This window comes from Weissella paramesenteroides ATCC 33313 (assembly GCF_000160575.1).
Taxonomy (GTDB): domain Bacteria; phylum Bacillota; class Bacilli; order Lactobacillales; family Lactobacillaceae; genus Weissella; species Weissella paramesenteroides.
Genome location: NZ_GG697129.1, coordinates 147,959 through 173,740 on the forward strand (window position 1 = coordinate 147,959; position 25,782 = coordinate 173,740).

The 25,782-nt window shown below is 37.6% G+C and carries 28 protein-coding genes; 10 read left to right on the forward strand and 18 right to left on the reverse strand.

The genetic code is table 11. From position 1 onward, the window contains the following. Window positions 1–49: 49 nt before the first annotated feature. On the forward strand, window positions 50–889 hold the full coding sequence (locus HMPREF0877_RS03580) for an aldo/keto reductase (RefSeq protein ID WP_002827858.1): 840 nt from the start codon (window positions 50–52) through the stop codon (window positions 887–889). A 356-nt stretch (window positions 890–1,245) separates the two neighbouring features. Here the strand turns inward: HMPREF0877_RS03580 and HMPREF0877_RS03585 are convergent, their stop codons facing one another. Beyond that, window positions 1,246–1,833 (reverse strand): uracil-DNA glycosylase family protein, encoded by a 588-nt coding sequence (locus HMPREF0877_RS03585; RefSeq protein ID WP_002827859.1) that lies wholly within the window; start codon window positions 1,831–1,833, stop codon window positions 1,246–1,248. Between the two features lie 207 nt (window positions 1,834–2,040). Between HMPREF0877_RS03585 and HMPREF0877_RS03590 the strand changes: the two genes are divergently transcribed. Then, window positions 2,041–2,538: a cupin domain-containing protein gene (locus tag HMPREF0877_RS03590; RefSeq protein WP_002827860.1), complete on the forward strand. Its 498-nt coding sequence runs from the start codon at window positions 2,041–2,043 to the stop codon at window positions 2,536–2,538. Between the two features lie 84 nt (window positions 2,539–2,622). Here the strand turns inward: HMPREF0877_RS03590 and HMPREF0877_RS03595 are convergent, their stop codons facing one another. The 6 genes from HMPREF0877_RS03595 to xylB all read right to left on the reverse strand — a co-directional run bounded on the left by HMPREF0877_RS03595 (window position 2,623) and on the right by xylB (window position 8,153). Next, on the reverse strand, window positions 2,623–2,910 hold the full coding sequence (locus HMPREF0877_RS03595; protein ID WP_002827861.1) for a PTS sugar transporter subunit IIB: 288 nt from the start codon (window positions 2,908–2,910) through the stop codon (window positions 2,623–2,625). 29 nt (window positions 2,911–2,939) lie between these two features. Next, the gene (locus tag HMPREF0877_RS03600; protein WP_002827862.1) at window positions 2,940–4,274 is read right to left on the reverse strand and encodes a PTS galactitol transporter subunit IIC; all 1,335 of its coding nucleotides are present in this window, start codon (window positions 4,272–4,274) and stop codon (window positions 2,940–2,942) included. Between the two features lie 12 nt (window positions 4,275–4,286). Further along, on the reverse strand, window positions 4,287–4,736 hold the full coding sequence (locus HMPREF0877_RS03605) for a PTS sugar transporter subunit IIA (protein ID WP_002827864.1): 450 nt from the start codon (window positions 4,734–4,736) through the stop codon (window positions 4,287–4,289). Beyond that, on the reverse strand, window positions 4,723–5,112 hold the full coding sequence (locus HMPREF0877_RS03610; RefSeq protein WP_002827865.1) for a PTS sugar transporter subunit IIA: 390 nt from the start codon (window positions 5,110–5,112) through the stop codon (window positions 4,723–4,725). The genes HMPREF0877_RS03605 and HMPREF0877_RS03610 overlap by 14 nt, the downstream gene beginning before the upstream one ends. Continuing rightward, on the reverse strand, window positions 5,105–6,499 hold the full coding sequence (locus tag HMPREF0877_RS03615) for a BglG family transcription antiterminator (RefSeq protein WP_002827866.1): 1,395 nt from the start codon (window positions 6,497–6,499) through the stop codon (window positions 5,105–5,107). Before HMPREF0877_RS03615 ends, HMPREF0877_RS03610 begins: the two co-directional genes overlap by 8 nt. A 157-nt stretch (window positions 6,500–6,656) precedes the next feature. Next, window positions 6,657–8,153: a xylulokinase gene (xylB, locus tag HMPREF0877_RS03620; protein ID WP_002827867.1), complete on the reverse strand. Its 1,497-nt coding sequence runs from the start codon at window positions 8,151–8,153 to the stop codon at window positions 6,657–6,659. A gap of 327 nt (window positions 8,154–8,480) precedes the next feature. On the opposite strand from xylB, the gene HMPREF0877_RS03625 reads away from it, so the two are divergent. Next, window positions 8,481–8,978 (forward strand): PASTA domain-containing protein, encoded by a 498-nt coding sequence (locus HMPREF0877_RS03625; protein ID WP_002827868.1) that lies wholly within the window; start codon window positions 8,481–8,483, stop codon window positions 8,976–8,978. A gap of 285 nt (window positions 8,979–9,263) precedes the next feature. Here HMPREF0877_RS03625 and HMPREF0877_RS03630 read toward each other — a convergent pair whose 3' ends face one another. Genes HMPREF0877_RS03630 through HMPREF0877_RS03645 form a run of 4 tightly spaced genes read right to left on the reverse strand, consistent with a single transcriptional unit; the run spans window position 9,264 to window position 11,892 of the window. Beyond that, a complete protein-coding gene (locus HMPREF0877_RS03630; RefSeq protein WP_002827869.1) occupies window positions 9,264–10,088 on the reverse strand; it encodes a PTS system mannose/fructose/sorbose family transporter subunit IID in 825 nt (274 codons plus the stop codon). A gap of 20 nt (window positions 10,089–10,108) precedes the next feature. After that, on the reverse strand, window positions 10,109–10,948 hold the full coding sequence (locus HMPREF0877_RS03635) for a PTS mannose/fructose/sorbose/N-acetylgalactosamine transporter subunit IIC (protein WP_002827870.1): 840 nt from the start codon (window positions 10,946–10,948) through the stop codon (window positions 10,109–10,111). An 11-nt stretch (window positions 10,949–10,959) separates the two neighbouring features. Then, complete coding sequence (locus HMPREF0877_RS03640) at window positions 10,960–11,454, reverse strand: PTS sugar transporter subunit IIB (RefSeq protein WP_002827871.1); 495 nt, start codon at window positions 11,452–11,454, stop codon at window positions 10,960–10,962. A gap of 21 nt (window positions 11,455–11,475) precedes the next feature. Beyond that, on the reverse strand, window positions 11,476–11,892 hold the full coding sequence (locus HMPREF0877_RS03645) for a PTS sugar transporter subunit IIA (protein WP_002827872.1): 417 nt from the start codon (window positions 11,890–11,892) through the stop codon (window positions 11,476–11,478). 191 nt (window positions 11,893–12,083) lie between these two features. Between HMPREF0877_RS03645 and deoC the strand changes: the two genes are divergently transcribed. After that, window positions 12,084–12,791, forward strand: coding sequence for a deoxyribose-phosphate aldolase (deoC, locus tag HMPREF0877_RS03650; RefSeq protein WP_002827874.1), 708 nt, complete (start codon window positions 12,084–12,086; stop codon window positions 12,789–12,791). 128 nt (window positions 12,792–12,919) lie between these two features. Next, complete coding sequence (locus HMPREF0877_RS03655) at window positions 12,920–13,636, forward strand: GntR family transcriptional regulator (RefSeq protein ID WP_002827875.1); 717 nt, start codon at window positions 12,920–12,922, stop codon at window positions 13,634–13,636. A gap of 111 nt (window positions 13,637–13,747) precedes the next feature. On the opposite strand, the gene HMPREF0877_RS03660 is transcribed toward HMPREF0877_RS03655, so the two are convergent. The 6 genes from HMPREF0877_RS03660 to HMPREF0877_RS03685 form a co-directional block, all read right to left on the reverse strand. Next, a complete protein-coding gene (locus tag HMPREF0877_RS03660; RefSeq protein WP_002827876.1) occupies window positions 13,748–14,638 on the reverse strand; it encodes an aldo/keto reductase in 891 nt (296 codons plus the stop codon). 257 nt (window positions 14,639–14,895) lie between these two features. Continuing rightward, a complete protein-coding gene (locus HMPREF0877_RS03665; RefSeq protein WP_002827877.1) occupies window positions 14,896–15,405 on the reverse strand; it encodes a methylated-DNA--[protein]-cysteine S-methyltransferase in 510 nt (169 codons plus the stop codon). 22 nt (window positions 15,406–15,427) lie between these two features. Then, window positions 15,428–16,156: a hypothetical protein gene (locus HMPREF0877_RS03670; protein ID WP_040760511.1), complete on the reverse strand. Its 729-nt coding sequence runs from the start codon at window positions 16,154–16,156 to the stop codon at window positions 15,428–15,430. A gap of 14 nt (window positions 16,157–16,170) precedes the next feature. Beyond that, window positions 16,171–16,683 carry a hypothetical protein gene (locus HMPREF0877_RS03675; RefSeq protein ID WP_002827879.1) on the reverse strand — a complete coding sequence of 171 codons (513 nt, stop codon included), beginning with the start codon at window positions 16,681–16,683 and terminating at the stop codon, window positions 16,171–16,173. A gap of 252 nt (window positions 16,684–16,935) precedes the next feature. Further along, window positions 16,936–17,364: an OsmC family protein gene (locus HMPREF0877_RS03680; protein ID WP_002827880.1), complete on the reverse strand. Its 429-nt coding sequence runs from the start codon at window positions 17,362–17,364 to the stop codon at window positions 16,936–16,938. 132 nt (window positions 17,365–17,496) lie between these two features. Beyond that, window positions 17,497–18,369: a phosphate ABC transporter substrate-binding protein gene (locus HMPREF0877_RS03685; protein WP_002827881.1), complete on the reverse strand. Its 873-nt coding sequence runs from the start codon at window positions 18,367–18,369 to the stop codon at window positions 17,497–17,499. Between the two features lie 315 nt (window positions 18,370–18,684). Between HMPREF0877_RS03685 and HMPREF0877_RS03690 the strand changes: the two genes are divergently transcribed. The 4 genes from HMPREF0877_RS03690 to HMPREF0877_RS03705 all read left to right on the forward strand — a co-directional run bounded on the left by HMPREF0877_RS03690 (window position 18,685) and on the right by HMPREF0877_RS03705 (window position 22,014). Next, window positions 18,685–19,227 (forward strand): nucleoside 2-deoxyribosyltransferase, encoded by a 543-nt coding sequence (locus HMPREF0877_RS03690; RefSeq protein WP_002827883.1) that lies wholly within the window; start codon window positions 18,685–18,687, stop codon window positions 19,225–19,227. Window positions 19,228–19,486: 259 nt separating this feature from the next. Continuing rightward, complete coding sequence (locus HMPREF0877_RS03695; protein WP_002827884.1) at window positions 19,487–19,948, forward strand: FMN-binding protein; 462 nt, start codon at window positions 19,487–19,489, stop codon at window positions 19,946–19,948. 2 nt (window positions 19,949–19,950) lie between these two features. After that, the gene (locus HMPREF0877_RS03700; RefSeq protein ID WP_002827885.1) at window positions 19,951–20,721 is read left to right on the forward strand and encodes an FAD:protein FMN transferase; all 771 of its coding nucleotides are present in this window, start codon (window positions 19,951–19,953) and stop codon (window positions 20,719–20,721) included. A 12-nt stretch (window positions 20,722–20,733) separates the two neighbouring features. Then, a complete protein-coding gene (locus tag HMPREF0877_RS03705) occupies window positions 20,734–22,014 on the forward strand; it encodes an FAD-binding oxidoreductase (protein ID WP_002827886.1) in 1,281 nt (426 codons plus the stop codon). Window positions 22,015–22,111: 97 nt separating this feature from the next. Here HMPREF0877_RS03705 and ppsA read toward each other — a convergent pair whose 3' ends face one another. Further along, a complete protein-coding gene (gene ppsA, locus HMPREF0877_RS03710; RefSeq protein WP_002827887.1) occupies window positions 22,112–24,511 on the reverse strand; it encodes a phosphoenolpyruvate synthase in 2,400 nt (799 codons plus the stop codon). 289 nt (window positions 24,512–24,800) lie between these two features. Here ppsA and HMPREF0877_RS03715 point away from each other — a divergent pair, with 289 nt between their 5' ends. Further along, window positions 24,801–25,754 (forward strand): sugar-binding transcriptional regulator, encoded by a 954-nt coding sequence (locus HMPREF0877_RS03715; RefSeq protein ID WP_002827888.1) that lies wholly within the window; start codon window positions 24,801–24,803, stop codon window positions 25,752–25,754. The last annotated feature ends 28 nt before the right edge of the window (window positions 25,755–25,782 follow it).

The window sequence follows — 25,782 nt, forward strand, 5'->3', positions numbered from 1 at the left end:
TTACTATTTTAAATGCGAAAGTAGATTTAGATTACTAAGGAGGTTTTTTATGTCGATTCCAAATATTACATTAAATGATGGTCACCAGTTACCTAACTTAGGACTTGGAACTTATCAACTAAAAGGAGGCGCAGGATTCCAACAAATTCTCGCAGCAATTAAAAGCGGTTATCGTCTAATTGACTCAGCTACTAACTATGATAATGAAGGAATTGTTGGTAAAGCAATTCGTCATTCTGGCGTACCACGTTCAGAATTCTTCATTACATCAAAGCTACCTGGTAAATATCATGACTATGAAAGTGCGCGGGATGCTATTCAAGAATCACTAGCCCGCATGGGGATTGATTATTTCGATTTGTTTATCATTCACTGGCCATTGCCAAAACGTGGTTTATACGTTGAAGCTTGGCAAGCTTTGGTAGATGCACAAAAGCAAGGTCTCATTCGTTCAATCGGTGTATCGAATTTCGAACCTGAACATTTAGATCGAATTATTGAAGAAACTGGGGTTAAACCCGCTGTCAACCAAATTGAAATTCATCCTTATTGGGTGCAAGAAGACAATGTTTTGGAAAACCTACGTCGCGGCATTAAGGTTGAGGCTTGGAGCCCACTTGGCCGTGGTAGCGCAGCTTTGAAAGAACCAGTGATTCAGAAAATTGCCGAAAAATACGGTAAATCAACAAGCCAAATCATTACTCGTTGGCATATTGACCGTGGTATTATCCCGGTTTTGCGCTCATCTAACCCTGCCCACCAACGTGAAGATCTTGATGTCTTTGATTTTGAACTAGAAAATAATGAAATTGCCGCAATCAACGACCTAAATCGCGAAGACGGTCGAATTGATGGTCAAGACCCAAATGAGTACGAAGAGTTTGAGTAATAAAAAGAGCTGATTAATTTTCGCTCTTGGAAGTGAATATAAGGCGTAACCTCGACGTATTCGCCGTAGCGACTGCGTAGGCATTACGGCGTGTTTATGACTTATATTCACTGGAAAGAAAATTTATCGCGTTTATGGAGAGCGTGACAATAAGCGCTTAGCGTTCTGGTATAAGGTCTGTTTTGTGCCCTGGCGCTGCAAGCGGCTGGGTCAAAATTGGACTTATATAAGGAATGCTGCTTATCGGAGCGCGTTTAGAAAAAGAGCTGATATGCTGCCGTTTTGAGGTCCAATAACTTTTCATTGAAGCTAATAAAAGCACAGATGTTTTGCACCTGTGCTTTTACTTTGCAATTTTACTTTTCATTCATCAACTCACGTACTCGAGCTTGTAATCTTGGTACAATGTCAGCTTCAAACCAAGGATTTTTGCGCAACCAGATATTATTTCTTGGTGATGGATGAACGATTGGCATAAATTTAGGTTCAAATTCTTGTGACCGTTTAATAACAGCTGTCATAGTTTCAGATTTTTTAATTGGTAAATAGAAACGTTGTGCATAAGCACCCACCAAAATAATCAATGAAACTTTTGGCATATCCGCTAGCATTTTAGGATGCCATTTTTCAGCAAATCCCTTACGTGGCGGTAAATCACCACTTTTGCCTTTACCAGGAAAATAGAAATCTAGTGGTAAATTACCAACTTTACCACTATTGTAAAATTCATCTGAGGTAATACCCATCCATTCTCGTAACCGATCACCACTTTGATCATTGAACGGAATACCCGTTTGTTCCACTTTTGCACCAGGTGCTTGACCAATAATCAATATACGAACATCTGGTCCTACTTGATAAACTGGTCCAATGCCCCGTTCAGTATAGGACTGATTTTGTTCATCAGCCATAATGGCCTGTTTGATATCCAAAAAATCACTCATTCGTCTAATCCTCTTCTGACGTATTTTTCAAATCATCTTCACTATATGGACTCATTCTAACACGTTGATTAATGCAATGCACTTGACCTACAAATTACAAAAAGTGTCCGTTTACCTCATGCCAAATTATCTTTACTTAACGCCAGTTTAACCAAATCAGATTTGTTATAATAGGAAACAAAATAACGAACACAGGAGTAATTTATTATGACTGAATCTATGAATTATTGGATTAAAAATCTCCATCTTGAACCACATCCAGAGGGTGGCTATTTTGTTGAAACTACCCGCAGTAATGAATCACTCGACTTGCCACAAGGAAGCCGTCCACTATTTACCTCAATTATTTTTTTATTGACCACTGATAACCCTTCACACTTTCATCGTTTATCTTCAGATGAAACTTGGTTTTACCATGCTGGTTCACCACTAACGGTACACTGTATTTTCCCAGATGGTCATTATGAGGCAATTAAAATTGGCCCAAACCTTACAAACGGTGAATGCCTTTCATATACTGTACCTAAGGGCACAATCTTTGGTTCAAGTGTTAGCGATAGTTTCAGCGTTGTCAGCTGTGTGGTAACCCCTGGGTTTGATTACAATGATTTTGAACTTTTTACCCAGTCAACATTAATTAATAAATATCCAGAACATACATCAGTTATTAAACAATTAGCTTATGAAGAGATTCTAAAACAATAAAAAACAATCAGTGGCCTATTTATTACCACTGATTGTTTTTTGTTAGCATCCAGCTGACTTCAACACGCCCGCTGTCTCATTAACTTATAGTTTTGCTTCAATTTCTTCAAAAACCTTTTGCGTACCAACACCAGTTAGCAAGGCAACCCCATTGATAACCTTATCTTTAATTGCACTTGGCACCATCGTTGTTGAAACCACAATATCATAATCATCATTTTCGATAGCACTAACTTCATCAGCAATTTTTGACTGCAAGAATTTTACCTGATCAATCTTGCCAACTGATTCAAGATAATCCTTAATTTTACCTGTTGCAACTGTTGAAGTTGCGATACCTGTTCCACAAACGACCATTAATGACTTTGCCATAATTATTTCTCCTTTTTACGAGTAACTTTTTATTCTTCTACTTTTGCAGTTTTCTTGAACTTGTTTAGCCAAATCATCAAACCAAGAACAATGACAAAGACGATAGCCATACCGCTCCATGACATTAGTTTTCCTAAGCCAACAATTAGCAATGTCGTCCAGGCACCACCATCTGACAAAACTGAAATTGATGATGCGCCATTCATTGCAAAATGCGCTGATTTTGCTGCAGTTGTTAGAAGTGGGGCAATCCAAGATGCAATATACAATGATACGGCAATGTCGATAATACCACCAACAACAATTCGGAACACGTTACCACCGAATACTGCGGCCATGACAGCTAACATAAATGGAATCGTTGCTAAATCTCCGAATGGTAAGACACGATTTCCTGGTAAGATAACCGCAATTAGTAATGAAACGGGTACCAAAATCAATGAAGCTGACAGTACGGCTTCTTGACCAACAGCCAAGGCTGAATCCATTCCAATATACAAATTACGTCCTGGGAAGTGCTTTTGTACCATGGTGTTTGCTGCTTCTGATATTGGTGACAAACCTTCCATCAAGATAGCTACCATACGTGGCATCAAAATCAAAACAGCAGATGTTGTAATTCCTAAGTTTAATATCTTAGTTAAATCATATTGTGCCAAAGCACCAATAACAATTCCAATAATCAGTCCCATGACAGCTGAATCACCAAAGACACCAAGTTTCTTTTGAATCGTTTCTGGTGTCCAATGAATTTTCTTTACACCAGGAATACGATCTAGAACCCAGTTAATTGGCAGAGCCAATACGAATCCTGGGGCAGAAGCTCCTTGTGGAAATGAAATTCCCTCTAATCCATAATGTTTCTGAATTGTTGGTGCAGCCAGATCTGCTAAGAAATAAATCCACATAGCATGTACGATCATCGTAAACAGACCCAAGCCAAAATTATTTGTTGCTGCATAGACTAGTGATCCTGAAAATGCAATGTGCCAATAATTCCACAAATCGACGTCCAATGTTTTAGTCAAGCCAATCACTAACAAGACCACATTCAAAGCAACACCAATTGGGATAGCTAAACTTCCTAATGTTGTCCCATATGAAATAGCTGAAGCTGCTGGCCAACCAACATCAATCGAGTTTAATGATAGGCCAAAATTTTTAACCATCGCTTGGGCTGCTGGACCTAAGTTATCAGTCAATAATTTAATAACTAAGTTCAACCCAGTAAAACCAATACCAACCATCAAAGCAGATTTAAAAGCCTTGCCTGGTTTAATACGTAATGCTAGTCCAAAAATAAATAGTAATAGTGGTAAGAATACTGTTGGGCCAGCATCTAATAACCATTTAATCACTCCCATAATTTTCCCTCTCTACTTTATTCCTGCGCTCTTTAATGTTTCAATAATTTCTTCTGCATTTTTTGCTAATAACAATTGTTGTATTTTTGATTCATTTTGAATCAAAGCAACTAAGGTTTGTAGCATACCTAGTTGTGCATGTGCTTCCTTTAGCGCTAACATAAATACAAATTTAACTGGAACTTTTTCACCATCCCCCATTTGTAAAAATGTCACTGGGTCTCGTAATCGTAAGACACCAATTTGATCATAATTAACATGCTCTGCATCTGTATGCGGTATTGCGATACCAATCTTATCTGTTGCCAAACCAGTTGGAAAGTCAATCTCACGTTGTAAAATGGCTGGTTTGTAAGAGGCTTTAACTGCCCCACTTGCAATTAATCGATCCGCTAATTTTGCGAGTGCTTCTTGATCATCCGTAGCACTTTCATCAAGTAAAACGATTTTATCTGATAACATTCAAACTCACCTCCTTGATAAATTTTTCTAATGCTTGTTGCGATGTAACTTGTTTTAATTTGATCAGCATTTCTGACTGTAAAAGCTCACCCAATATGCCAATCAATTGATTATCAGGGTTTTGACTATCAATAACTAAAATTAACGCATATTTTGATTGGGCATTAATAAATGATAATCCTTGGACAGCAAGATTTGGCAGTTCAACATGTGGCATAATCATATCTTCTGCAATCGCTGTACTCCCTAATGCTTCACGTGCCTGCATCACAGCCAACACATCTTTATTATTTAGATTGAATTGGTCTGCAATAATTTCTGCCATTGCAGGTATCGTTGGTAATGTCGCCATTGATAAAAATTTAATTTTAACCATATAACATCTCCTCAACTTTGCGACGATCGCTCTCGTTAAATAATGCACTGACCTGAATAACTGGCGATGCTGGTTGAAAATGAATAGCAACAGTTGAAATAACTAAATCAATCTGCTCAAATTTTTTGAGATGTAACTCATAATCTCGAGCTGAAATTGTGCCAACAATATCAAAATCAGGAAATGCCCGTCGCACCTTAGTCTGCAATAACTGTGCCGTGCCAATTCCTGTGGAACACATCAATAGCACACGTTTTTTCACGCTGGCTTCTTCTAATGCTCTCACAACATATAATGTTAAAAAGCCAATTTCATCTTCCGAGACATCATACTGTGTATGTTGCAAAACTTGTTGCACCTGAGAAAATGTTTCTTCATAACTAAAACGAATATCATTCAAAATTGGATTAACAATCAGCATATCTTCCTTCATACGATGAATCATCGGTCGGACATGTCCAATCAAAGCATTGCGTAAATTTTCGATATTAACATGGGGTGGTAAAGGCAATCCATGAATCAAATAGTCCACTAACTGACGTGCCTCGTCTTCTTGGCTGTTGTCCAATGTACGATCATATCGTAATCCGACTAAATATAGCATCAGGTTCTCAATTTCCTGACTGTTAATTTCAACATGAGCATATTCACTGATGTTATTAATAACCTGTCGCGCAACCCGTAATAGTAACTCATCGTAATGATGATTTATCTCAGTTGGTGTCGCCAATTCAACATTATGCGTCCTAACTCTATCTAATAAAATGTAGAGATGTGAAAAAATATTAACCGTATATGGGTCCAAAATCTCAACATCAAGTTCTTTTTCAATCAATGTCATTTGCGAGCTAATAAACGTTTGATCAGTTTTTGAAATATCTGGAAAAATGCCAGCCAACCCTTCAACAACTTGTTGCGTAACGGTATTCTCTAACAAAAAATAATTCAACGCTTTGCGAACTTGTACCTCAGTCCCCACAACTTTTGCCTCACCAGCAGATCGATCAATACTAATGTGAAACGAATGCAGCATGTCATTTAAAATACTTAAATCACGTTGCAATGTTGATTCTGAAATGTACAACTTTTCTAACAAATGCCATCGATTTAACCCATGCGGAAACGAATGCAATAAATTAATCGCTAAATCAAATTGCCGTTGTTCATCTTGCTCGGTCGTCGGCGTTGAAGGACGATTCTCTCGTAAACGGTATCCACGCCCACGTTGTGATTCAACCACTTTCTGTTCTTGATTTAACTTGTTAATCATGCGATATACGGTCTTTTTTGACACATCAAAAGTCTGTGAAATTGCTTGGGCATCAACAAAATCCGTTTGTTGCCCCAAAAACATCAATATTTTACTTTCTAAATTATTGGTGCTCATTTTTCCACTTCCTTTCTACAATTTATATTCTATCGTGTATCTGAAAGCGTTTTCTTAATTAAATGACCATTGCAATGGCCATTTAGTATTGGCTACATTTTAACAAAAATTTGAGCCAAAAAAATAGCATGGCATTTAATCTGCCATGCTATACATTTTACTTTCTTCTTAACGCTAACAAATCATGTGACAACTTAGCTGTTTGACCATATATCTGCTTGTATAATTCATAATATTTATGATACTTTGCAACATTTTCTGGAATTGGTTCATAAGTTTGACCAAAACTCATAAATGTATTGGCAGCCTCTTGCACGCTATCAAACCAACTAAGACCAACAGCTGCTAGGATAGCTGCTCCCATACCAGGACCTTGCTCATTCTGTAATGCCACAACTTTCGTATCAAAAATATCTGCCTGTATTTGTAACCAAAGTGGTGATTTTGCCCCACCACCAATGGCAACAACTGTATCAAAGTTAGCACCGGCTGCTTCATAAATTTCAAACAAATCTTTAAATGAGTAGATAATACCTTCTAACACTGAACGCACAAAATCCGCCCGATTCTGTGTACCATCAACGCCAATAAAGACACCACGAATATCACCGTCACCACGTTCACCAACAATATATGGTGTAAACAATAAGCCGTTAGCCCCAATCGTTGATGATTGTGCTGAATCAACCATTTCATTAAATGTTATTTCACTCGCAAAGTTTTTCTTAAACCAAGATAGTGAATAACCTGCTGCTAAAGTCACACCCATTGAATAGAACTTATTTGGAATTGCATGATTAAAGAAAGTTACCTTACCGTGATAGTTAACATCTGCAGTATCTTCATACTTTAAAACCACGCCTGATGTACCGATTGATGACATCACCATATTGGGCTTTAAAATGGCAGCTCCAATGGCACCCGCTGCATTATCAGCGGCACCACCAACTACTTGTGTATCAGTTGATAAACCAGAAAATTCTGCATAAGCTGCTGAAATTGCGCCAACGTTATCTATTGATTGAATAATTTCTGGGAACATTGTTGCCGGCAAATCAAACACTTCTTGAACTCGCTTCGACCAAGTTCCTGCAGCGACATCTAATGCAACTGTTCCCGCAGCATCAGATATCTCCATTTGTAATTTACCAGTCATACGATAACGTAAATAATCTTTTGGCGTCACGATTTTATCAATTCGCGCAAATGACTCTGGTTCGTTCTCTTTCAACCACAAAATAGCTAGGAGTGTGAACCCTTCTTGCGCACGATTACGGGTAATATTAATAAATTCATCACCCATTTTTTCATTGATCTCACGTGTTTGTTTAGATGATCGTGTATCGTTCCACAAAATTGCTGGTCGAATGATTTTGCCAGATTTATCCAATGTCACTAATCCGTGCATTTGCCCAGAAAATGAAATACCTTTAATTTGATCAGGACTTAAGTGGTCATTCAGAATCAAACGGACAATAGCGACCGTTGTACCACTCACCCATTCCTCTGGATTTTGCTCACTATACCCTGGCGCAGGTTGTGATAATGGATAATTATATGCCTCTTGTGCAACGATTGTTCCTTGGCGGTCAACAGCGGATACCTTAACTGCCGATGTGCCTAAATCGACACCTAATACAACTTCTTTTGTCATAATTTTTCCTATCTTTTATGGAAATTGGTACATTATTAAAGACATATCGAAATGCCAATACCAAATTCCTCGCCGCAAAATTTTTTTACTTGATTTTTTATAATTTCTCAAATTTAATTATTCTAATTTAACTTGTTTATAACTTTATCATACTTTTTAAAAATAAAAGATACTAAGACTATTCATAATTAATTACTGATTACAGTAGCATAGCGTACTGACTCATCATTTATCAAAACATTTATTGCTATTCTTTATCAAAACAAAGTAGTGTAAAATGGGGCTAACAACATTAGTTAGACTATAACGAAAGGTGTGATATCCATCATGGGAAAACTACAAGTCATCGGTCGATTAGCACGTGTTGCAGCAGCTGCACTTACTCCGGTCGCCCTAGATGAGGCTACCAAAATTATTAATCGCCAACTCGATAAAAGAAAAGATTACGTCAAAATACCAGATGTGAAATCATTATCTTTAGACGAAGCAGCGAAAGTACTTGAACAGTATGAATTCAATTACGCACTGGTTAAAGTAAAAGCTGACGTGAAATATGCCTACAATGATAGTGATACTGTGCTACGTATCCTACCTAAAGGTGGTGCAAGCGTTGATCCAACCACTTTTGTAAAAATTTACTATGCAGATGAAGAAACCATCCAACAAAGTAATGTTCTATTTAAAAATATGATGGATCAAAAAGTTGATAAGCAGGAAAAACGTCAACAGGCTGTCCGTGGCTTGACTGATAAAACAAAACAAGTTGCCACAGATGTTAGTGGTAAATTAGGGCTAACAAAAAAAGACAAGAATAGTGATATTTAAAATTAAAAATAAAGAGACTGACAGCTAAGGATTCCATCTTAACTGTCAGTCTCTTTCAATTACCCAATTTTACGATTAAATTTCTTGAATTCAAATAATTCATCTATTTGCTTCAAATACTCTGATGGATAAGTTTTACAGATTTATGATTCTGCCTTTTACAAAGTTTAATTTATATTAACCATAGTCCTCGTATTTCACGCACCTTTTATTACTCCTAAACTTAAAAAAATAGACAAAGGTGACAGGAATTCCATCGTCTTTTGTCTATTTTTATATAATCTTTTAAAACAATCCAATCAAGCAACCAATCGTAATAATAACGACCATAATCAAAATTACTTTAGTAGCTGACATTTGTTTACTTGAAACTAACCACCAACCAAGCATAACCATTCCTAATGGCAACAACCCTGGGAAAATGCCATTTAGGACACTTTCAAGTGAAGCTGTTTTACCACCCATTGGAATATGTGCGGTTGTCTTCAATACAATTGTATTAGCTGCTAAGGCACCAACAACCATCACACCCAAAATATTGAATGCATCAGTGATTCGCTTAGAGTTTTCACCAACAATTGTGTCAATGGCACTAACCCCTAGTCGATATCCACTTCTAAAGGCAATGTACGAAATTGAAACACCAACAACACCATATGCTAAAATGTAGAAAATTGGACCAAATACACTACCACCAGCAGCTAAACTCATTGCAATCGACAACAGGATAGGTACGATGATTCCTTGAATTATTGAATCACCAATACCAGCGAGTGGTCCCATCAAAGTTGTCTTGATATTAACAGGCATTTCTTCTGAGACTTCTTCACCCATCGCAATTTGCTCTTCAAGTGAAGCGACAATACCATTAATTAATTGACCAGTTTGTGGTTCCGTATTATAGAACATCGAATGGCACATGAGTAACCGGCGCTTTTTTTCGGGCTCATCCTTATAATGCTTACGAGCAAAAGGCAAATAGGCATATGCCCAAGAATGTCCTTGAATCTTCTCATAACTCATTGAACTCAGATGAGTAAATCCCCAACGTCGCCAAATTTGATTTAATTCTTTATTTGTTAGAATCGTTTCCTTTTTTTGTTCAACCATGATTTACTGCCCCCTCATCCTTAGAACAAATCATCATCTTCATAGACATCATCCGTATCAACATTTTGAGTAGTTTCAGCAGTAGTTGCTGCTTGACCACCACCCTTTGAAGATGATGCGTAGAAATACATGTATGCAACTAATGCTGCAATAAATACAATGGCAATCATACTTAGCTTTGCAAAGGCCAAAAGAACGAACCCTGCAAAGAAGAAAATCAAGTGTGACTTATTCTTAATAACAATTGACATTAACATCGCAATTCCTAAGGCTGGTAGAACACCACCCAATACCTGGATAATGTGCGTAACCATATCTGGAATACTTTGAATTAACCAATCTACAAGTCCCTTTCCAAAATAAATTGCTAAAAATACTGGTACTGCTCGAATTAGGAACGTTGTAATTTGTGGGAAAACCAAATGATTTAATACGATACCGTGATCATCATTATTTTCTGCTGCTTTTTCAGCTCGTGTATTCCAATATGAATAGAAAGCCATACGGAAGTTGTAAAAAATAAGTCCAAATGTTTGTCCAATTAAAATGGCCAGCGTCACTGCAATTGCAGGATCCTTAGTTGTTGCCATTGCTAGACCAATACCACCATAAGCTGCATAAGTGATTTCACTATTTGTTGCACCACCTGTCGAAAGATTAGCGATAAACACTGCTTGAACAGCTAATCCACAAAGTACTCCCGCTTTGATATCACCAAAGGCAATACCAACTAACAAACCGGCCACCAATGGTCGACCAACAATATAGAATCCGCCTGACATTCCAAACAGCCAGGGAGACTCAATCGCTCCTAAATAACAGAAAATTCCTGTTAATAATGCTGGTATAAACAAACTCATGGCATTGCCTCCTAGTCCATTGAATCGTATTTATTCTTTAATGTTGTCCAGCTACGAACGCTGTCATCAGGTAATAATTGGAATTGAATCTCAATGCCATGATCGTTAATATTTTGGAAAGCATCATAATCTGCCTGATCAATAGCAACCGTATTTCCCAACACCTTTGTATCAGGACGCGTGTTCATCGGACCAACATTCAGCTTCTGACCAAAATCAACACCCATATCTACCAATTGTGAAAATGTTTGTGGTGAATCACTAATCAAAAAGAAACGTTTCTTTGATGCCACACCATTGGCAATTTTTTCTGGTGCTTCAGCAACTGTATAGATTCCAACCTTTAAGTCATTGGCTGCAGCCTTTAAAACACGGCGCCGTAACTTATTATGAGCAATACTATCACCAACAACTAAAATACCATCAACCGGACGTGCTTTTGTCCAACGCGTCATTGTTTGTCCATGAATTACACGATCATCAACTCGTACTAATGAAATTGTCATAATTAAAATCCCCCTCTTGATTTAAAAATCAAGGTCATCTTCCTCTTCATCATCAACATTATCCGGAACTGATATCCCATTAACACCAGCTGCACGGACCAAATCAACTGCTTCATCTAGGCTACTCAAACCAGAAATCATCGTGGCAAGCTCAATCACCATGGGTAGATTCACACCACTAACAACTCGAATATCATCTGGATGTGCTAAGTAATATGCAAATGATTCATTGTATGGCGTACCCCCTTTTAAATCGGCCAATACAATTAAAGGTTCTGATGCTTCTGAAAATTTTTGTTGCAATCGATGCCTAAAATCTTCAATACCCATTTCATCTAATGCTACCGATTCAACATGATCTGTACTACCTGTGATGAATGATAAACCTGACATTAGCCCTTCTGCCAATTTACCATGGGTTGTAATTAAAATATCCACGATGTTTTCCTCCTATTTGTCATGACATATTTGTTTTTACGATTACATTATATGTAAACGTTTTCATTGTGTCAATAACGTGTTTTTCGAATATTAATTCTTTTAATATATACCAATTGACAATTTTAAAAAATAACATAAAATTAGTTATGTAAGAACATATAAGGATTCATATACGGGGGATTTTTAACATGAAATATACTATTGATGATTTTAGTCAGCTAATCGATCATACCAATCTACATGCTGATGCAAGTGCGGCAGATATGAAGAAACTATGCCAAGAGGCGAAGGATTACCACTTTAGAATGGTGGCCATTAATCAAGTACAATCAAAGTTATGTTCGGAAGAACTAGCTGACTCCGATGTACATACTGGGGCTGCAATTAGTTTTCCACTAGGTCAAATAACCATTGCATCAAAAGTCTTCGATACACGTGATGCCATCCATAATGGTGCGAATGAAATTGATTATGTCGTTAATTTAACGGAACTAAAAAACGGTAATTGGGATTACATCAAAGATGAGATGACCCAAATTACCGCTATTTGTCGTGAAAACAATGTTATTAGTAAAGTTATTTTTGAAAATTGTTATCTTGAAAATTCAGAAATTGAGCATTTAGCTCAAATTGCGAAAGAGGTTAAACCCGATTTTATAAAAACATCAACTGGTTTTGGAACTAGTGGCGCAACTGTTGCTGATGTTAAATTGATGAAAGAGACTGTTGGTGACGCGGTTAAAGTGAAAGCTGCTGGTGGTATTCGTAACTCTGATGATTTCTTAGCACTTATCGCTGCTGGTGCCGAAAGAATTGGTACAAGTTCCGGTATTAAAATTATCAATGTGTTAAAGGAAAGAATGACACAAGACGACGTTTCATACATTGAATTATAAAGTCATAATTCATAACCCTCTTGCGGCTATCATGCAACAAGAGGGTTATTATATTATAATTGTTTCTACATACATAAATTTAATTTCAATAAAAAATACCACCACTCAAAGTTATTTCGAGGCAAACTATGACACAAACACAAGCAAAATATCGTAATATCGCAAATAAAATTCTTGCTAGCATTCAAGATGGTACCTATCCTTTGAATAGTTTCATCCCCAAAGAGATGGACTTAGTCGAGCAATTTCAAGTGAGCAGACCAACCATTCGCCAAGCTATCCAAGTACTAGTGAACGAAGGCTATTTAGCACGGCGTAAAAAATTAGGCACTTGGGTAAAAGCAACTAAAATTGAACAAGGCTTCACCCATGTTATTAAAAGTTACTCCGATGAAATGGGAGAGAAAGGCGTTATTCCAAAGACCAAGGTCATTAGTTTGACCAAAATGCTGGTCACACCAGAAATTCAATCCGAGTTACAGCTAACTGACAAGGATACTGTTTTTGCACTAACTCGTTTGCGCTATGCAGATGACAAGCCCATTTTGTTGACAACCTCATATATTCCAACAAAATATATTCCTGATTTTGATCAACACGATTTTGAAAAAGAGTCCGTACTACACACGTTTGAAAATCATAATCTTTATATGACCCATGCTTCACGAGAATTGGAGCTACTTCGTGCTGACGAAACAACTGCTGCACTACTAGAAATTCCATTAGATGATCCGCTGTTCTACTTCCATACGATTACTTATACAAATCAAGATATTCCAGTAGAATATGCCCTTTCAAAATATCGTGGTGATATTAGTTCTTTTAAGATTGAAATTAATCAATAAAAAAGAGGTTAGTTTGTAGCTAGCGATTATAGACTAAAAGGGGCAATAATCTACCTATTTGATTTCGGTAGATTATTGCCCCTTAAACGTCTTTTGTCGCACTCTATTTATCTAAGCCTTAAAAGCTTCATCAATTGCCTTATATTCATCTTCTGTCAGATGAACATCAATTGACTTTGCTAAATCAGTTGCTTGCTCAGCATTACGGGCACCAGGAATAACTAAACCAATATTTGGATTTGCCATATACCATGCCAAAACGGCATGAGTTAGTGTCACATCATGTGCTTCAGCAACTTGCTTTAGGACATCAAGGCCTTTAATAATTTGATCAAACTTTGCGTCATCTAAGCGATCAAACTTGTCACGATCTGCTGCACCGTAACGTCCTGTCAACAATCCTGACTCTAGTGGGAAGTAAGGTACGAAACCGATACCATTCTCACGAAGATATGCAAAGCGTTCTTGCTCTTCATCACGATGTGCCAAACTGTAGTAGTCCTCATCAAAGTCAACTTTACCAGTAGCATTAGCTTCCTTTAATTGATCAAAACTAAAGTTTGAAACACCAATGGCTCGAATCTTACCCGCTTGCTTTAACTTATCAAGCGCTTCTACTGCTGCTAACTTATCAGATGTTTCATCTGGAAAATGAATATAGAAGATGTCAATGTAGTCAGTCTTCAAACGCTTCAAAGATTCCTCAACTGTTTTAACCAAGAACTCAGGACTATTATCTGACTTATAGTCATTATCTGGGTTCTGAGCACCCTTCGTTGCAATAATAATCTTGCTTCGATCATAATCTTGGATAACATCCCCAATAATTTCCTCAGAACGTCCTAAACCATAGACAAAAGCTGTATCCAATACGTTAATCCCTGCATCTAATGCTGCACGAACCAAATCATAACCATCTTGCTCATCTAGATCTTTAAATAAATTGTGTCCACCAACTTTATTAGTCCCCAAACCTAACTTATGTGTAAATTCTAATGTCATATTTGTACTCCCTCTAATCTAAGTATTGTGTCATGAAACAAGTGCTTCATTTCACTTACATGTTAACATACTTTTCTTAAGTTAGTAAAAAGAGAGCGTGACAAGAGACGTTTTGAATCCGGTTGTAACGACGGTACCACCATTTTTGATCGTAGCAGAGCGGAGATCAGGAAGGGTGGTATCTCGTTACATTAAGGATTCAGTCTCTTGGAGCGCGTTTATGCAGAGCGTGACAACAAGCGTTTAACATTCCGTCTCTACTCTTGAAAGTCTGCCTCTTCCAAAGTTAATAAGGCTTTTTTTCGCGCCAATCCTCCGGCATAACCGGTGAGTGACCCGTCACTACCTACCACACGATGGCAAGGAATAAAAATCATAAATGGATTGGCACCAATTGCATGACCGACTGCACGTGATAAGTTTTTTGCTCGTTGTTCATCATCTGTTATCAGATGGCAAATCTGTTGGTAAGTTACGGTATGACCATAGGGTAATTGCTGTAACGCTTGTAACACCTGCTGTTGAAATGACGTAACTTTAAGCTTAATTGGCAATGTTGCAATCTCTGGTGCCTTACCCGCAAAATAATCTGTTAACCACTGCTTAGCTTTTTGTAACACCAGTGTATCTGATTCTTCTGCCTTGGTTAGGTCGTACTTACCGCCAAAGTGCTTTTGGTTTTCAAACCAGCAGCCTAAAAAAGATTGACCATCACTTAACAATGTCACCTTTCCCAGCGGTGTTTGCATGACTTGAAAATATTCCATCTCCGATTACCTCGCTATCTGTTTATTGTTTCTCTTCAATCCGCTTCATTAAATATGCAATGACCTTTCGCACCATTTTTTTGGTTCCCGCATCCAATGAATACGTTAATAGACCTTCAAGTTTAAGAATAACCCACCAGTTAATTAAACGCACGCGATCAACATGTTGACTGACTTGCTCTGGCCAACTAATACATGGTAATAGCATTTTATCAAATCGATCACCGTGTCCAAAAGTATATTGCGTCATCCATAAACTGACAATCTTGGTTGCTATCAACTGTTTAATAAATTTATCTTTATGCTTTGCAATTTGCACCACCGTCCCATCACGAAGCACGACACACGTTCGCATACCTCGTGTTTGCACATTAACAATTTGACGAGCATTAATCCATGTCGTTGGACCACTTTTATAACTAGTGACTGGCACAAATGCATGATTCTGCATCACCCAGCTCCGCATTTGACCACGCAATGCTGGTGGCAATAAACAATAATAAGCTTCTACCTGGTCATGTCGTTTATAGCCTGTTGTTTTTTCTAATTGATCCATTAATCGATTCGTAGAGACTAATGTGTCAACAATCATACCATCTGCATAATAGATTCGTGAAACTGAACGCTGATAGCGATCACGAGCCGCAATGATTAACATTGTCTCATGTGGACAAATATCACTAGCTTCTGAAAGTTGCGACAAAACATCCTGAGAGTAACCTTTTTCTGAAATTATGATTGAATTTGGCATAATTATATGTTCCTTTATTGAAAATCTATGCAATATGATTTATTGATCATTTGCCGTAATAATTTTAAGTGGCGATAATATGTCATACGATGAATTTCCAGACGAATACACCGTTTTGTAACTAAATCATCTGGATATTTCATAAAATCTAATAATAACTGTCTGATTTTTTGCTGGCAAACTGATTGATTCAATAAATTTTCAATAATTACCTTTAATTCAGTATTTTCGAATGCTTGTTCCATTTGTACAACTTCAGGTGGTGTAATTATAAAATCATGACGCTCTTCATATTTTTGATTACTTCGTTGTATATCCCTTAGTCGCCACAATAACCAGCGAAATAAATTTGAATTATTGGTTGGTGCTAACTGATCACCTGCTAATAAGCGCTGAAGAATCAATAATCGCAATTCCTGCCGATAATCATCAAAATTTACATTCCGCCAATCGATATGCCCCGTTTTTAAAACACCACCAATGATAGGTTCATATTGCTCCCATCGATTAATAACTTCTGTCGTCATTTGAAACTCCTTTGGTTATATTTTTTGATACCATACCACCCAAGTCGTTCGCCTATCGCCAGAGAAAATCCATAAATAACCATAGTACTTAATCAATTACTTATAATGACAACGTTTGGTAAACTCTAATCACCAGACTTTTAGTCCTTTTTACTAGAAAAGAGGGGTAGACAAATAAAAAAGGCCTCATTTCGTAAAAAATATGACGGATACACATGAAAGTCTATCCGTCATATCATTTTTTATTATGAGTTAATCTAGATCCAAAACTGCTTCTAGACTGTAATTATCGTTACCACGAAGTAGCTGTGATACACAGCAACGATTTTCAACTTCTGATACCAATGCACGGGTTTGTGACAATGTCTGCCCTGGAACAGCAACCTGTGCATGAACTAAAAATTCATTATGTCCCTTTCCTCGAACGTATGAAATCTTTGCATGTGCTCTTGGTTCCACATCAATTTTATGTTCTTTCAGAATAACTTCCATCGTACCTACTAAACAAGTACACAATGACATTCCCAATAATTGTTCTGGATTTGTCCCTGGATTATCATTTAATGGGCTACTAGTCTGCACCTCAATGCCATTTTTAGCATAAGCATGGCCATCTAAACCTTCTATATTATAAGTATCTGTCGTATACAATGCCTTATCCCAACGCACATCATTTTTCATCTGACTTCTCCCCTTTTATAAAGCATATTACCATTGTAAGCGTTTTCGACAGATAAAACACCTATCAATTAATCAAAATGAAAAAGGTGCAATCCTCACCGGAATTGCACCTCATAAAACGTATTCAATTATTTACTTTTTTGTAACATCGCCATTGGCATTCTTAGTAACCTTCATCTCGTTTACTGGAATGTATCCCAATTTCTTTACTGTACTCTTCATTGAATTAGACTTCACAAACTTGATAAACTTTGTTGTATTCTTGTCAGGTTTCTTGGTCGTATACATATGCTCATATGCCCAGATCGACCACTTATTATCCTTAACATTCTTCACAGTTGGCTTAACTTTATCAATGGCAAGTGGCTTCAAATTTTTAGCCTGGTCACCAGTTGTGTATGAAAAGGCTAAATATGAAATAGCACCTGGTGTCTTAGAAACAATCTTTTGCACCGCACCATTATCATCTTGTTCCTGTGAAGTTTTTGTTGCTTGACCGTCCATCACTTCTTTTTCAAAAGTGAAGCGGGTTCCAGAACCTTGGGCACGGTTTACAAGTGAGATTTCTTGATCTTGACCACCAACATCTTTCCAGTTAGTGATTTTACCAGTGAAGATATCACGTAGTTGTGACATCGTTAATGATGACACTTTCACATCAGCATTTACGACTGGTGTAATACCCACGACGGCAACTTTATGGTCCTTTAATTTGTTTGCCTTGATACCATCTTTTTGTTCAGCAAAAATATCTGAATTACCGATAGTCACATTTCCTTTACCAACCTGGCTTAAGCCGGCACCGGAACCACCACCCTGCACATTTACTGTCACACCTGGGTTCTTACTTCCAAATTCATCAGCTGCCTGTGCTGCTAAAGGTTGTAACGCAGTTGAACCAACAGCAGTTACCTGCTTTGATGAGTCAGCATACACGTTACCGCCCAATAATCCTCCAGCAAAAACCAGTCCCGCTGTACTCATCAAAAATAATCCTTTTTTCATCACAAACTCCTTCTATTGTGGTTTATGTTTATAGTAGTCGCAAAGAGCAGGGTTCACTCACAATTGGCTTTTGGTCATAGCATCGGCGTGTTACTCCTTACGACACTTATTATTTTATAAAAAGAATGTATCGATTTTGCTTGAACTTCTTGTGCCTTTCGTGTGTATTACGTAAATAATTACGTTACAAACATTTTTTTATGTAAATATGAGCAGATTAAAAATCTCTAAATTTAAATTTTAACGCCCCATTTCAAGGCAACACATGGCATAATAGAGTAGTTACTGAATAAATAAATTTTTGGGAGTATAAATATGTTAAGTATGGACGAATTGATTCAACAATTAGAAGACATCCGCAATGCTGCATCAGATGTCAAGAAAGTACCCGGTGCACGGACCATCTATTTGGGAGCGGGTTGGTTTTCCGACCGTCAAATAGAGACCTTGCTTGCATCTTACAAAGCTTTGAACAATAATCCAACGATTAGTTATGTTCATGTGCCTTTGTTGAATCAATTTGGTGGTCAAGCATTTGACGAAAATGGTGATTTTAACCCTGATTTTACGTGGGCAGTGGCAACTTATAATGCTGATATTACTGCTATTCAAAATACAGATGTCACTTTAGGGGTCATTACCGCTGGTAATGAAGATAGTGGTACTGCATTTGAATTGGGTTATGCTGCTGCTTTGGGTCGTCCATCAGTCGCATTCTTTGACGGTGATTGGGAAGCTAAGCCAATCAATTTAATGCCTGCTATTGGACCATCTTCATACGTTCGTTCAACTGATGAATTAGCAACCTTTAACTTCATGAGCATTGCAACTCGTGTTTACGAAGGTAAGATTATTTAATTAAATACTTTGAAAATAGAAACAGATATTAAGGTTGGAACAAAAGAAAATGTTCCAATCTTTTTTTGTAAAATAATTTTAATTACGAGCCTGAAAATTTTATAACATAAATGCGTTACACACCAGCTTCAAACCAACTTTTATCTCGCTCTCGCAATGCCTGTTTTTTCATTTTCTTGTATATAAAAAATATTTTAAGCTCCAATTAATTAGTATATTTATACTTAGACATTAATCAAAAGTCTAAGGAACTTATATTATGAAAAAAATAATTAGTACACTCGTATCGCTCATTGTTCTAATTGCACTGATTATCGATGGCTATTGGTTATTCTTCAAACAAAAAATAACTAGTGCAACGACACAAACGACAACTTCACAAAGCGCTGCAAGCTCGCAAGATAATTCATCAACTACTAACCAGACAAACGCTAATCAATACAAAGACGGTACGTATACTGGTAAAGCAACCAGTACTCAGTGGGGTGACGTACAAGTCCAAGCTACTGTTAAAAATGGTAAGTTATCCGCCATTAATGTATTGGAGTATCCGAACGAAAATGGCCATGATCAGCAAATTAACCAACAAGCGCTTCCTATATATAAGTCAGAAGCGCTTAAAAAGCAAAGTGCAAAGATATCACTTGTTTCAGGTGCTAGTGAAACCTATAAGGGATTTACTGGCTCTCTACAAAACGCTTTAACACAGGCTGAGGGATAATTATGAATGATGCCAATGAAAATTATCAAATAAAAACCGTCACCATTGCTTCTATGGCTATGCCTTTTACTATTCAAACCGTCTCATATCCAAATCGTCCTTATCCATATGAAATCACAAAGCAAGCAATTCAATATTTACAAACTTATCTGGATCAAATTGATCAGGATTTTTCACCTTTTAAAAACAACTCGCTAGTCAGTCGCTTCCAAAATAACCAACTATTACCTAGCGAATTCACTGATCAGTTTCAAGAGGTATTGGGTCTTACAACGATGTTTGGTAATTTGACTGAAGGCGCCTTTGATCCTTATTTCAATAATCATTACGATCCAACAGGGTTAGTAAAAGGTTGGGCCATTCAACATGGATTCGAAGATTTTTTAAAACCATTACTACAACAAGATTCAATCGTTGCGATTGCTTTAAACGGTGCTGGTGATATGCAATTGAATACAAAAGAAAATAATCCTTTTCAATGGCACGTCGGTATTGAGAATCCAGCTGATCCACAAAGCATCATTCGCGAAATAACGATACAGGATGGTGCGATTGCTACCAGCGGCTTCAGTAAACGTGGTCAGCATATTAAGCGAATATCACCTGATGACTCCCTGACACAAGCCACAATTATTGCCAATGAACTCATTGTTGCCGATGTTATGGCAACCACTGCTATCGCTATGGGACGGCAAAAATTTGAAGCATTCGCCAACAAGCAAAATCTTCATGGTTTACTTATCACCAATACTTCGCAGCAAATAAATTTTTAGAAGGTAAGCACGATGCTAAAAAAAATTCCTTACATACAAGGATTGGTTTGGGGAACCATCCTATTTGTACTACCACTCCCCCTAATTCAGACATTAGCGATTGGTGTGCCGACCATCTACCAAAGTGAATTATTCGCCTTTCAACTCGGGTCAGTGGCTTATGTTTGGTTTTTGGTTGCTATCTATCTGAGTACACGGCCCAAATGGTTAGATCGTCTGATTGGCTTACCAAGCATCTACATGATCCATGGCATATTAAGTCTGGTGGCCATTTTACTAGCTTATTTACACAAAAGTCTGTCTTCGTCTAATGGACTAATTAAATTAACTGGTGATTGGGCATTCAATATTTTTATTGCGATCATGCTCTATTCACTGGTTTTCATGGCCGGATGGCTAACTACTAGATTGCCAATTATCAATAAAATCAAAAAATGGTTAGAAAAAGTTTTTAAACATGAAATTTCCGTCTGGCTACATCGTGTTAACTTGATAGCAGTCATCCTAGTATTTATACATGTACAATTAATTAGCTATATCACGGCAATCAAGCCTTATATCACGCTTTTTGATATTTACTCATTAGTTTTTGCGACAGTCTATCTATACGCAAAGTTCAAAAACAGTCGCTTACTCCCCAAAGCCAAGCTAATTGATAAACATGAACTGGCCAAAAATTTCTACGAATTTACTATTCGTTTTCCACGTTCTCAAAAAATCAATGTTCAAGCTGGTGATTTTGTCTTTATTAATGCCCCTGATAACAAGGCACTGCACGAATTACATCCGTTCTCAGTATTAGACTTTCAAACTGAAACACGCACGCTCAAGCTCGCAATCCGTGGCGATGGTGATTTCACGCGTGAGATTCAGCAGCTACCATTGGGCGCTTGGATTCAGGTTGATGGCAGCTATGGTCGCTTCACAACTTTCATTCATGATCACGGATCTAAAGATTTAGTTTTAGTTGCTGGCGGAAGTGGTATTGTGCCCATGATTTCAATCATTACTTCCTACCCAGACCGTCCAATTACGCTCTACTATTCTGCTCACCGTCAAGCTGATCTCGTGTATGCTAATGATCTGCAACAATACGCTGCAACTCATCCAAAGCTAACCCTGCATATACAGACTGGTCGGTTTAATAGCAATGTTGAGGCTAAGCAGTTACCACAGAAACAAACTATCTATCTTTTATCTGGTCCCAATCAATTGGGGCACGCCTGGCAGCAATCGCTTAAACGTAACAATATTTTACCTAATGATATTTACTATGAGGAATTTAGTTGGTAATGAAATTTAATTAAAAACATCCCCACGTTGCTAAAAATACGTGGGGATGTTTTTTGGGAAAAGTATGTTTTATGTCTGATGTTTTATGTCTGATTTCTTACCATTGATAATTTGTTTGATCTTGACGACCCTTGCCAGTTGCTTTATCTAATAGGACACGTTGTTCAAAGTGTGCCACATTATGCTTCGTTGTCTTAACCATGTCAGGGTTAACGGATACATAATCAATACCTTGTTGAATTAGGAATTCAGTAAATTCTGGGTATTGTGATGGCGCTTGACCACAAATTGAAACCGTCTTACCGTCCTTATGAGCAGCTGTAATCAAGTGGGCAATCGCACGTTTAACTGTCAAATTACGTTCATCAAACAATGATGCGACAGTATCATTATTACGATCTAACCCAAGTAATAGCATGGTTAAATCATTTGAACCAATTGAGTACCCATCAATAAATTGATTAAACTGATCAGCTAAAATAATGTTAGCTGGAATTTCAGCCATCATATAAACTTTAAAGTCAGCTGAACGTACTAGACCGGCGGCGGCCATAATATCCGTCACCTTTTGGGCTTCAGAAACTGTTCGCACAAATGGCAACATCACATTCAAGTTGGTTAGGCCAAACTCTTCACGTACCTTTTTCACCGCAGCTAACTCCAGTTTGAAAGCTTCAATAAAGTTAGGGTCGTAGTAACGTGATGCACCACGCCAACCTAATAGATCCGCTGGTTCATGTGGTTCGAACTCTTCGCCACCTTTTAGATTACGGTATTCACTAGACTTGAAATCTGATAAACGTAGCACAACTGGACGTGGATTCATTGCACGTGCCACTTTACTGATACCTTCAGCTAGCATATCAATAACTTGTTCAGACTTGCCTTGCTTAATCATATATAGTGGATGTTCGTGAATGTAGCTTGTCCAAATAAACTCTTCACGCATTAAGCCAACCCCATCAGCAGGTAAGTCAGCATACTTTTCTGCTAAGTCAGGGTCACCCAAATTCATCATGACCTGAGTTGCCGTTGGAGCGAAGTATTCGGCCGATGCTGTGCCTTCATTAGCAACAGCAGTTTGCTTAGCTGGTGCCAAAATTGATTGCACTTCGCCTTCATAAACAATTCCGTTCTTAGCATCGACAGTGATAACATCACCGGTCTTTAATACATCCATTGCCGCAACACCACGACTGGTGGTACCAACAACACAAGGGATTTGCATTTCGCGTGAAACAATGGCTGCATGACAAGTCCGGCCACCATTATTTGTAATAATCGCTTTGGCTTTCTTCATTACAGGAACCCAATCAGGTGACGTCATCGCCGTTACCAAAATTTCACCAGGTTGGAATTGATCAATATCTTCTGGATTTTCAATAACATGAACTTTACCAGTTGCTACACCTGGACTAGCTGGTAGACCTTTAACAAGCACTGTTTGATTTTCATTGGCAGCCATATGTTGTTCCTCTTTCTCTATTAATTGGTTCTTGTTTTTCTGTGACCAAACCGTCTCTGGACGTGCTTGTACTAGCCACAATTTATTTGTTTTTTCATCTAACGCGAACTCCATGTCCATGTAGCAACCGTAATGCTTTTCAATGGCTTTGGCATAACCTGCCAACTCCTTAACTTGTTCATCAGTTAATGAAGGTTGGTTAGCTTGGTCTGTCGGAACTATTTGTTCTGCAACACCACCATCAGGTAAACGTTTCAAGGCAATATTTTTCGTTGTCACATCTTTAGAAACAATCTTCAACGTTTCCTTATCAATAAGGAAATCATCCGGCGTTACTGTCCCCTGAACAAGATATTCGCCTAATCCCCAAACACTGTCGACAATAATTTTGGTGTCATCCCCAGTACCAACATTCACTGAGAACATGACCCCTGATGCTTTAGAAAAAACCATCATTTGAATCGTTGCAGATAAAGCAACTTGGTCATGTGGGAAATTCTGCTTATGACGATAGTAAGTTGCGCGTTCTGTATATAGTGAGGCAAAACACTCTTTAATTTTTTTTACAACATCATCTGCACCCTGAATGTTTAGGTAAGACTCTTGTTGACCAGCAAAAGATGCATCTGGTAGATCTTCAGCAGTTGCACTTGAGCGAATAGCAACGAACGGTTGTGCCTCACCAACTTTTTCTGCTAATTCAGCATAAGCTTGTTGGATTTCATCAACTAAGTCTGTCGGCATGTCGCTATCAATAATGATTTGACGAATCTTAGCGCTGACCTCGTGTAGTTCTTTAGAATTTTCATAATCATGAATACTGTCTAGGAGTGCTTTAATTTTATCAGTTGCCCCTGTCCGATTCATGAAGTCACGATACGCATGAGTGGTTGTTGCAAAACCATAAGGTACCGGAACATCTGTTGCAGAAGTCAGTTCACCTAAAGAAGAAGACTTTCCGCCAACTAAATCTACATCAGTACGATGTAATTGATCAAACCATAAAATATTAGCAGTTTCTCTATTTTCCATGAAAATATCTCCTTAATAGCTAAATATGCAACCGCTTACTTAGCAATTTAAATTAAAAGGTCGGTTTACCGACCTACTTCGTAATTGATGAAGTTCATTAATTTCAACTTTGTATCTGTTCACTTGCGATAATCATTTATGAATCCGCTTACCACTTATGAACAAATTTATTGTAACGGAGGTTTGAACAAATGTAAACACATTATTTGCACTTTTGTTCATGTGATTAAGAAAATGCCTGAAATTGTGATATAATTTACATAAATTCAATGGGGAGCTTCTAATCAATATGGTCAATACAGCAACTACCAATAAAACGCAGACAGCCTTAGAGATTTGCCATTTATACTATGAAGATGGCCTAAGTCAAAATGAAATTGCCAAAAAATTAAAAATTTCACGACCAACGATTTCTCGGTTTTTAACTTATGCCAAGGAAAATGGACTGGTCCAAATAAAAATCATGGATCCCAAACAAGATTTAAGTTTGTTACAAATGCAACTTAAGAAAAAATATCAGTTAAGAGAGGTCTTGGTCGCCGAAAATTTCATTGACGATACCCAAATCATCAATGAAAAGATTGGAAAGTTAACCGCTGAATATCTTAATCACATCGTTCATGACAATGATATTATCGGCATTAGTTGGGGACGTACTTTAAATGCCGTTGCTGCTAATCTCATTCCAAATGAGCATCATAATGTAAAAGTCGTTCAGCTTAAAGGTGGTATGTCAGAGTCAGACCTTAGTGACTACGCCAATGATATTAATCGTAAATTCGCCCAAGCATTTCATACAAACACGATTAATTTACCCCTACCGACATTTCTCGACAATGCAATCACCAAGGATATTGTCATTAAGGACAAGTTTATTCATCAAATTTATGAAACGGGGATGCAAAGTAATATTGCTATATATACGACTGGGACGGTTCAAGATCACGAAGAATTATTTGGCCTTGGCTATCTAAACCATCCTGAAATTGATTCATTACATCAACGGGCAGTTGGTGATATCGTATCGCGTTTTATTGATGAAGAAGGACATATTGTTAATCCGGAACTGGATGATCGGACAATTGGCATTGACTTAGAAAACTTGCGTCAAAAAGATTATTCAATTTTAGTTGCTGGTGCTAAAAAGAAATTGATTTCTATTCATGGTGCCTTAACTGGTCGCTATGCCAACGTCCTCATTACAGATAAACAAACAGCTGTCGACTTATTAGATAAATACTGACCATATAAAAACAGCGTTGCCACAAAAA

What these genes read in the sequence shown, in the direction of transcription:
- HMPREF0877_RS03580 (WP_002827858.1), top strand. Translation starts at nt 50, where the DNA reads ATGTCGATTCCAAATATTACATTAAATGATGGTCACCAGTTACCTAAC.
- HMPREF0877_RS03630 (WP_002827869.1), bottom strand. Translation starts at nt 10,088, where the DNA reads ATGGTTGAACAAAAAAAGGAAACGATTCTAACAAATAAAGAATTAAAT.
- ppsA (WP_002827887.1), bottom strand. Translation starts at nt 24,511, where the DNA reads ATGGAAAATAGAGAAACTGCTAATATTTTATGGTTTGATCAATTACAT.
- HMPREF0877_RS03675 (WP_002827879.1), bottom strand. Translation starts at nt 16,683, where the DNA reads ATGACGACAGAAGTTATTAATCGATGGGAGCAATATGAACCTATCATT.
- HMPREF0877_RS03715 (WP_002827888.1), top strand. Translation starts at nt 24,801, where the DNA reads ATGGTCAATACAGCAACTACCAATAAAACGCAGACAGCCTTAGAGATT.
- HMPREF0877_RS03605 (WP_002827864.1), bottom strand. Translation starts at nt 4,736, where the DNA reads ATGTTATCAGATAAAATCGTTTTACTTGATGAAAGTGCTACGGATGAT.
- HMPREF0877_RS03655 (WP_002827875.1), top strand. Translation starts at nt 12,920, where the DNA reads ATGACACAAACACAAGCAAAATATCGTAATATCGCAAATAAAATTCTT.
- HMPREF0877_RS03615 (WP_002827866.1), bottom strand. Translation starts at nt 6,499, where the DNA reads ATGAGCACCAATAATTTAGAAAGTAAAATATTGATGTTTTTGGGGCAA.
- HMPREF0877_RS03665 (WP_002827877.1), bottom strand. Translation starts at nt 15,405, where the DNA reads ATGGAATATTTTCAAGTCATGCAAACACCGCTGGGAAAGGTGACATTG.
- HMPREF0877_RS03585 (WP_002827859.1), bottom strand. Translation starts at nt 1,833, where the DNA reads ATGAGTGATTTTTTGGATATCAAACAGGCCATTATGGCTGATGAACAA.
- HMPREF0877_RS03690 (WP_002827883.1), top strand. Translation starts at nt 18,685, where the DNA reads ATGTTAAGTATGGACGAATTGATTCAACAATTAGAAGACATCCGCAAT.
- HMPREF0877_RS03640 (WP_002827871.1), bottom strand. Translation starts at nt 11,454, where the DNA reads ATGACAATTTCATTAGTACGAGTTGATGATCGTGTAATTCATGGACAA.
- HMPREF0877_RS03685 (WP_002827881.1), bottom strand. Translation starts at nt 18,369, where the DNA reads ATGAAAAAAGGATTATTTTTGATGAGTACAGCGGGACTGGTTTTTGCT.
- HMPREF0877_RS03660 (WP_002827876.1), bottom strand. Translation starts at nt 14,638, where the DNA reads ATGACATTAGAATTTACACATAAGTTAGGTTTGGGGACTAATAAAGTT.
- HMPREF0877_RS03635 (WP_002827870.1), bottom strand. Translation starts at nt 10,948, where the DNA reads ATGAGTTTGTTTATACCAGCATTATTAACAGGAATTTTCTGTTATTTA.
- HMPREF0877_RS03595 (WP_002827861.1), bottom strand. Translation starts at nt 2,910, where the DNA reads ATGGCAAAGTCATTAATGGTCGTTTGTGGAACAGGTATCGCAACTTCA.
- HMPREF0877_RS03610 (WP_002827865.1), bottom strand. Translation starts at nt 5,112, where the DNA reads ATGGTTAAAATTAAATTTTTATCAATGGCGACATTACCAACGATACCT.
- xylB (WP_002827867.1), bottom strand. Translation starts at nt 8,153, where the DNA reads ATGACAAAAGAAGTTGTATTAGGTGTCGATTTAGGCACATCGGCAGTT.
- HMPREF0877_RS03695 (WP_002827884.1), top strand. Translation starts at nt 19,487, where the DNA reads ATGAAAAAAATAATTAGTACACTCGTATCGCTCATTGTTCTAATTGCA.
- HMPREF0877_RS03670 (WP_040760511.1), bottom strand. Translation starts at nt 16,156, where the DNA reads ATGCCAAATTCAATCATAATTTCAGAAAAAGGTTACTCTCAGGATGTT.
- HMPREF0877_RS03705 (WP_002827886.1), top strand. Translation starts at nt 20,734, where the DNA reads ATGCTAAAAAAAATTCCTTACATACAAGGATTGGTTTGGGGAACCATC.
- HMPREF0877_RS03680 (WP_002827880.1), bottom strand. Translation starts at nt 17,364, where the DNA reads ATGAAAAATGATGTGCGTTGGGATAAGGCATTGTATACGACAGATACT.
- deoC (WP_002827874.1), top strand. Translation starts at nt 12,084, where the DNA reads ATGAAATATACTATTGATGATTTTAGTCAGCTAATCGATCATACCAAT.
- HMPREF0877_RS03700 (WP_002827885.1), top strand. Translation starts at nt 19,951, where the DNA reads ATGAATGATGCCAATGAAAATTATCAAATAAAAACCGTCACCATTGCT.
- HMPREF0877_RS03625 (WP_002827868.1), top strand. Translation starts at nt 8,481, where the DNA reads ATGGGAAAACTACAAGTCATCGGTCGATTAGCACGTGTTGCAGCAGCT.
- HMPREF0877_RS03590 (WP_002827860.1), top strand. Translation starts at nt 2,041, where the DNA reads ATGACTGAATCTATGAATTATTGGATTAAAAATCTCCATCTTGAACCA.
- HMPREF0877_RS03600 (WP_002827862.1), bottom strand. Translation starts at nt 4,274, where the DNA reads ATGGGAGTGATTAAATGGTTATTAGATGCTGGCCCAACAGTATTCTTA.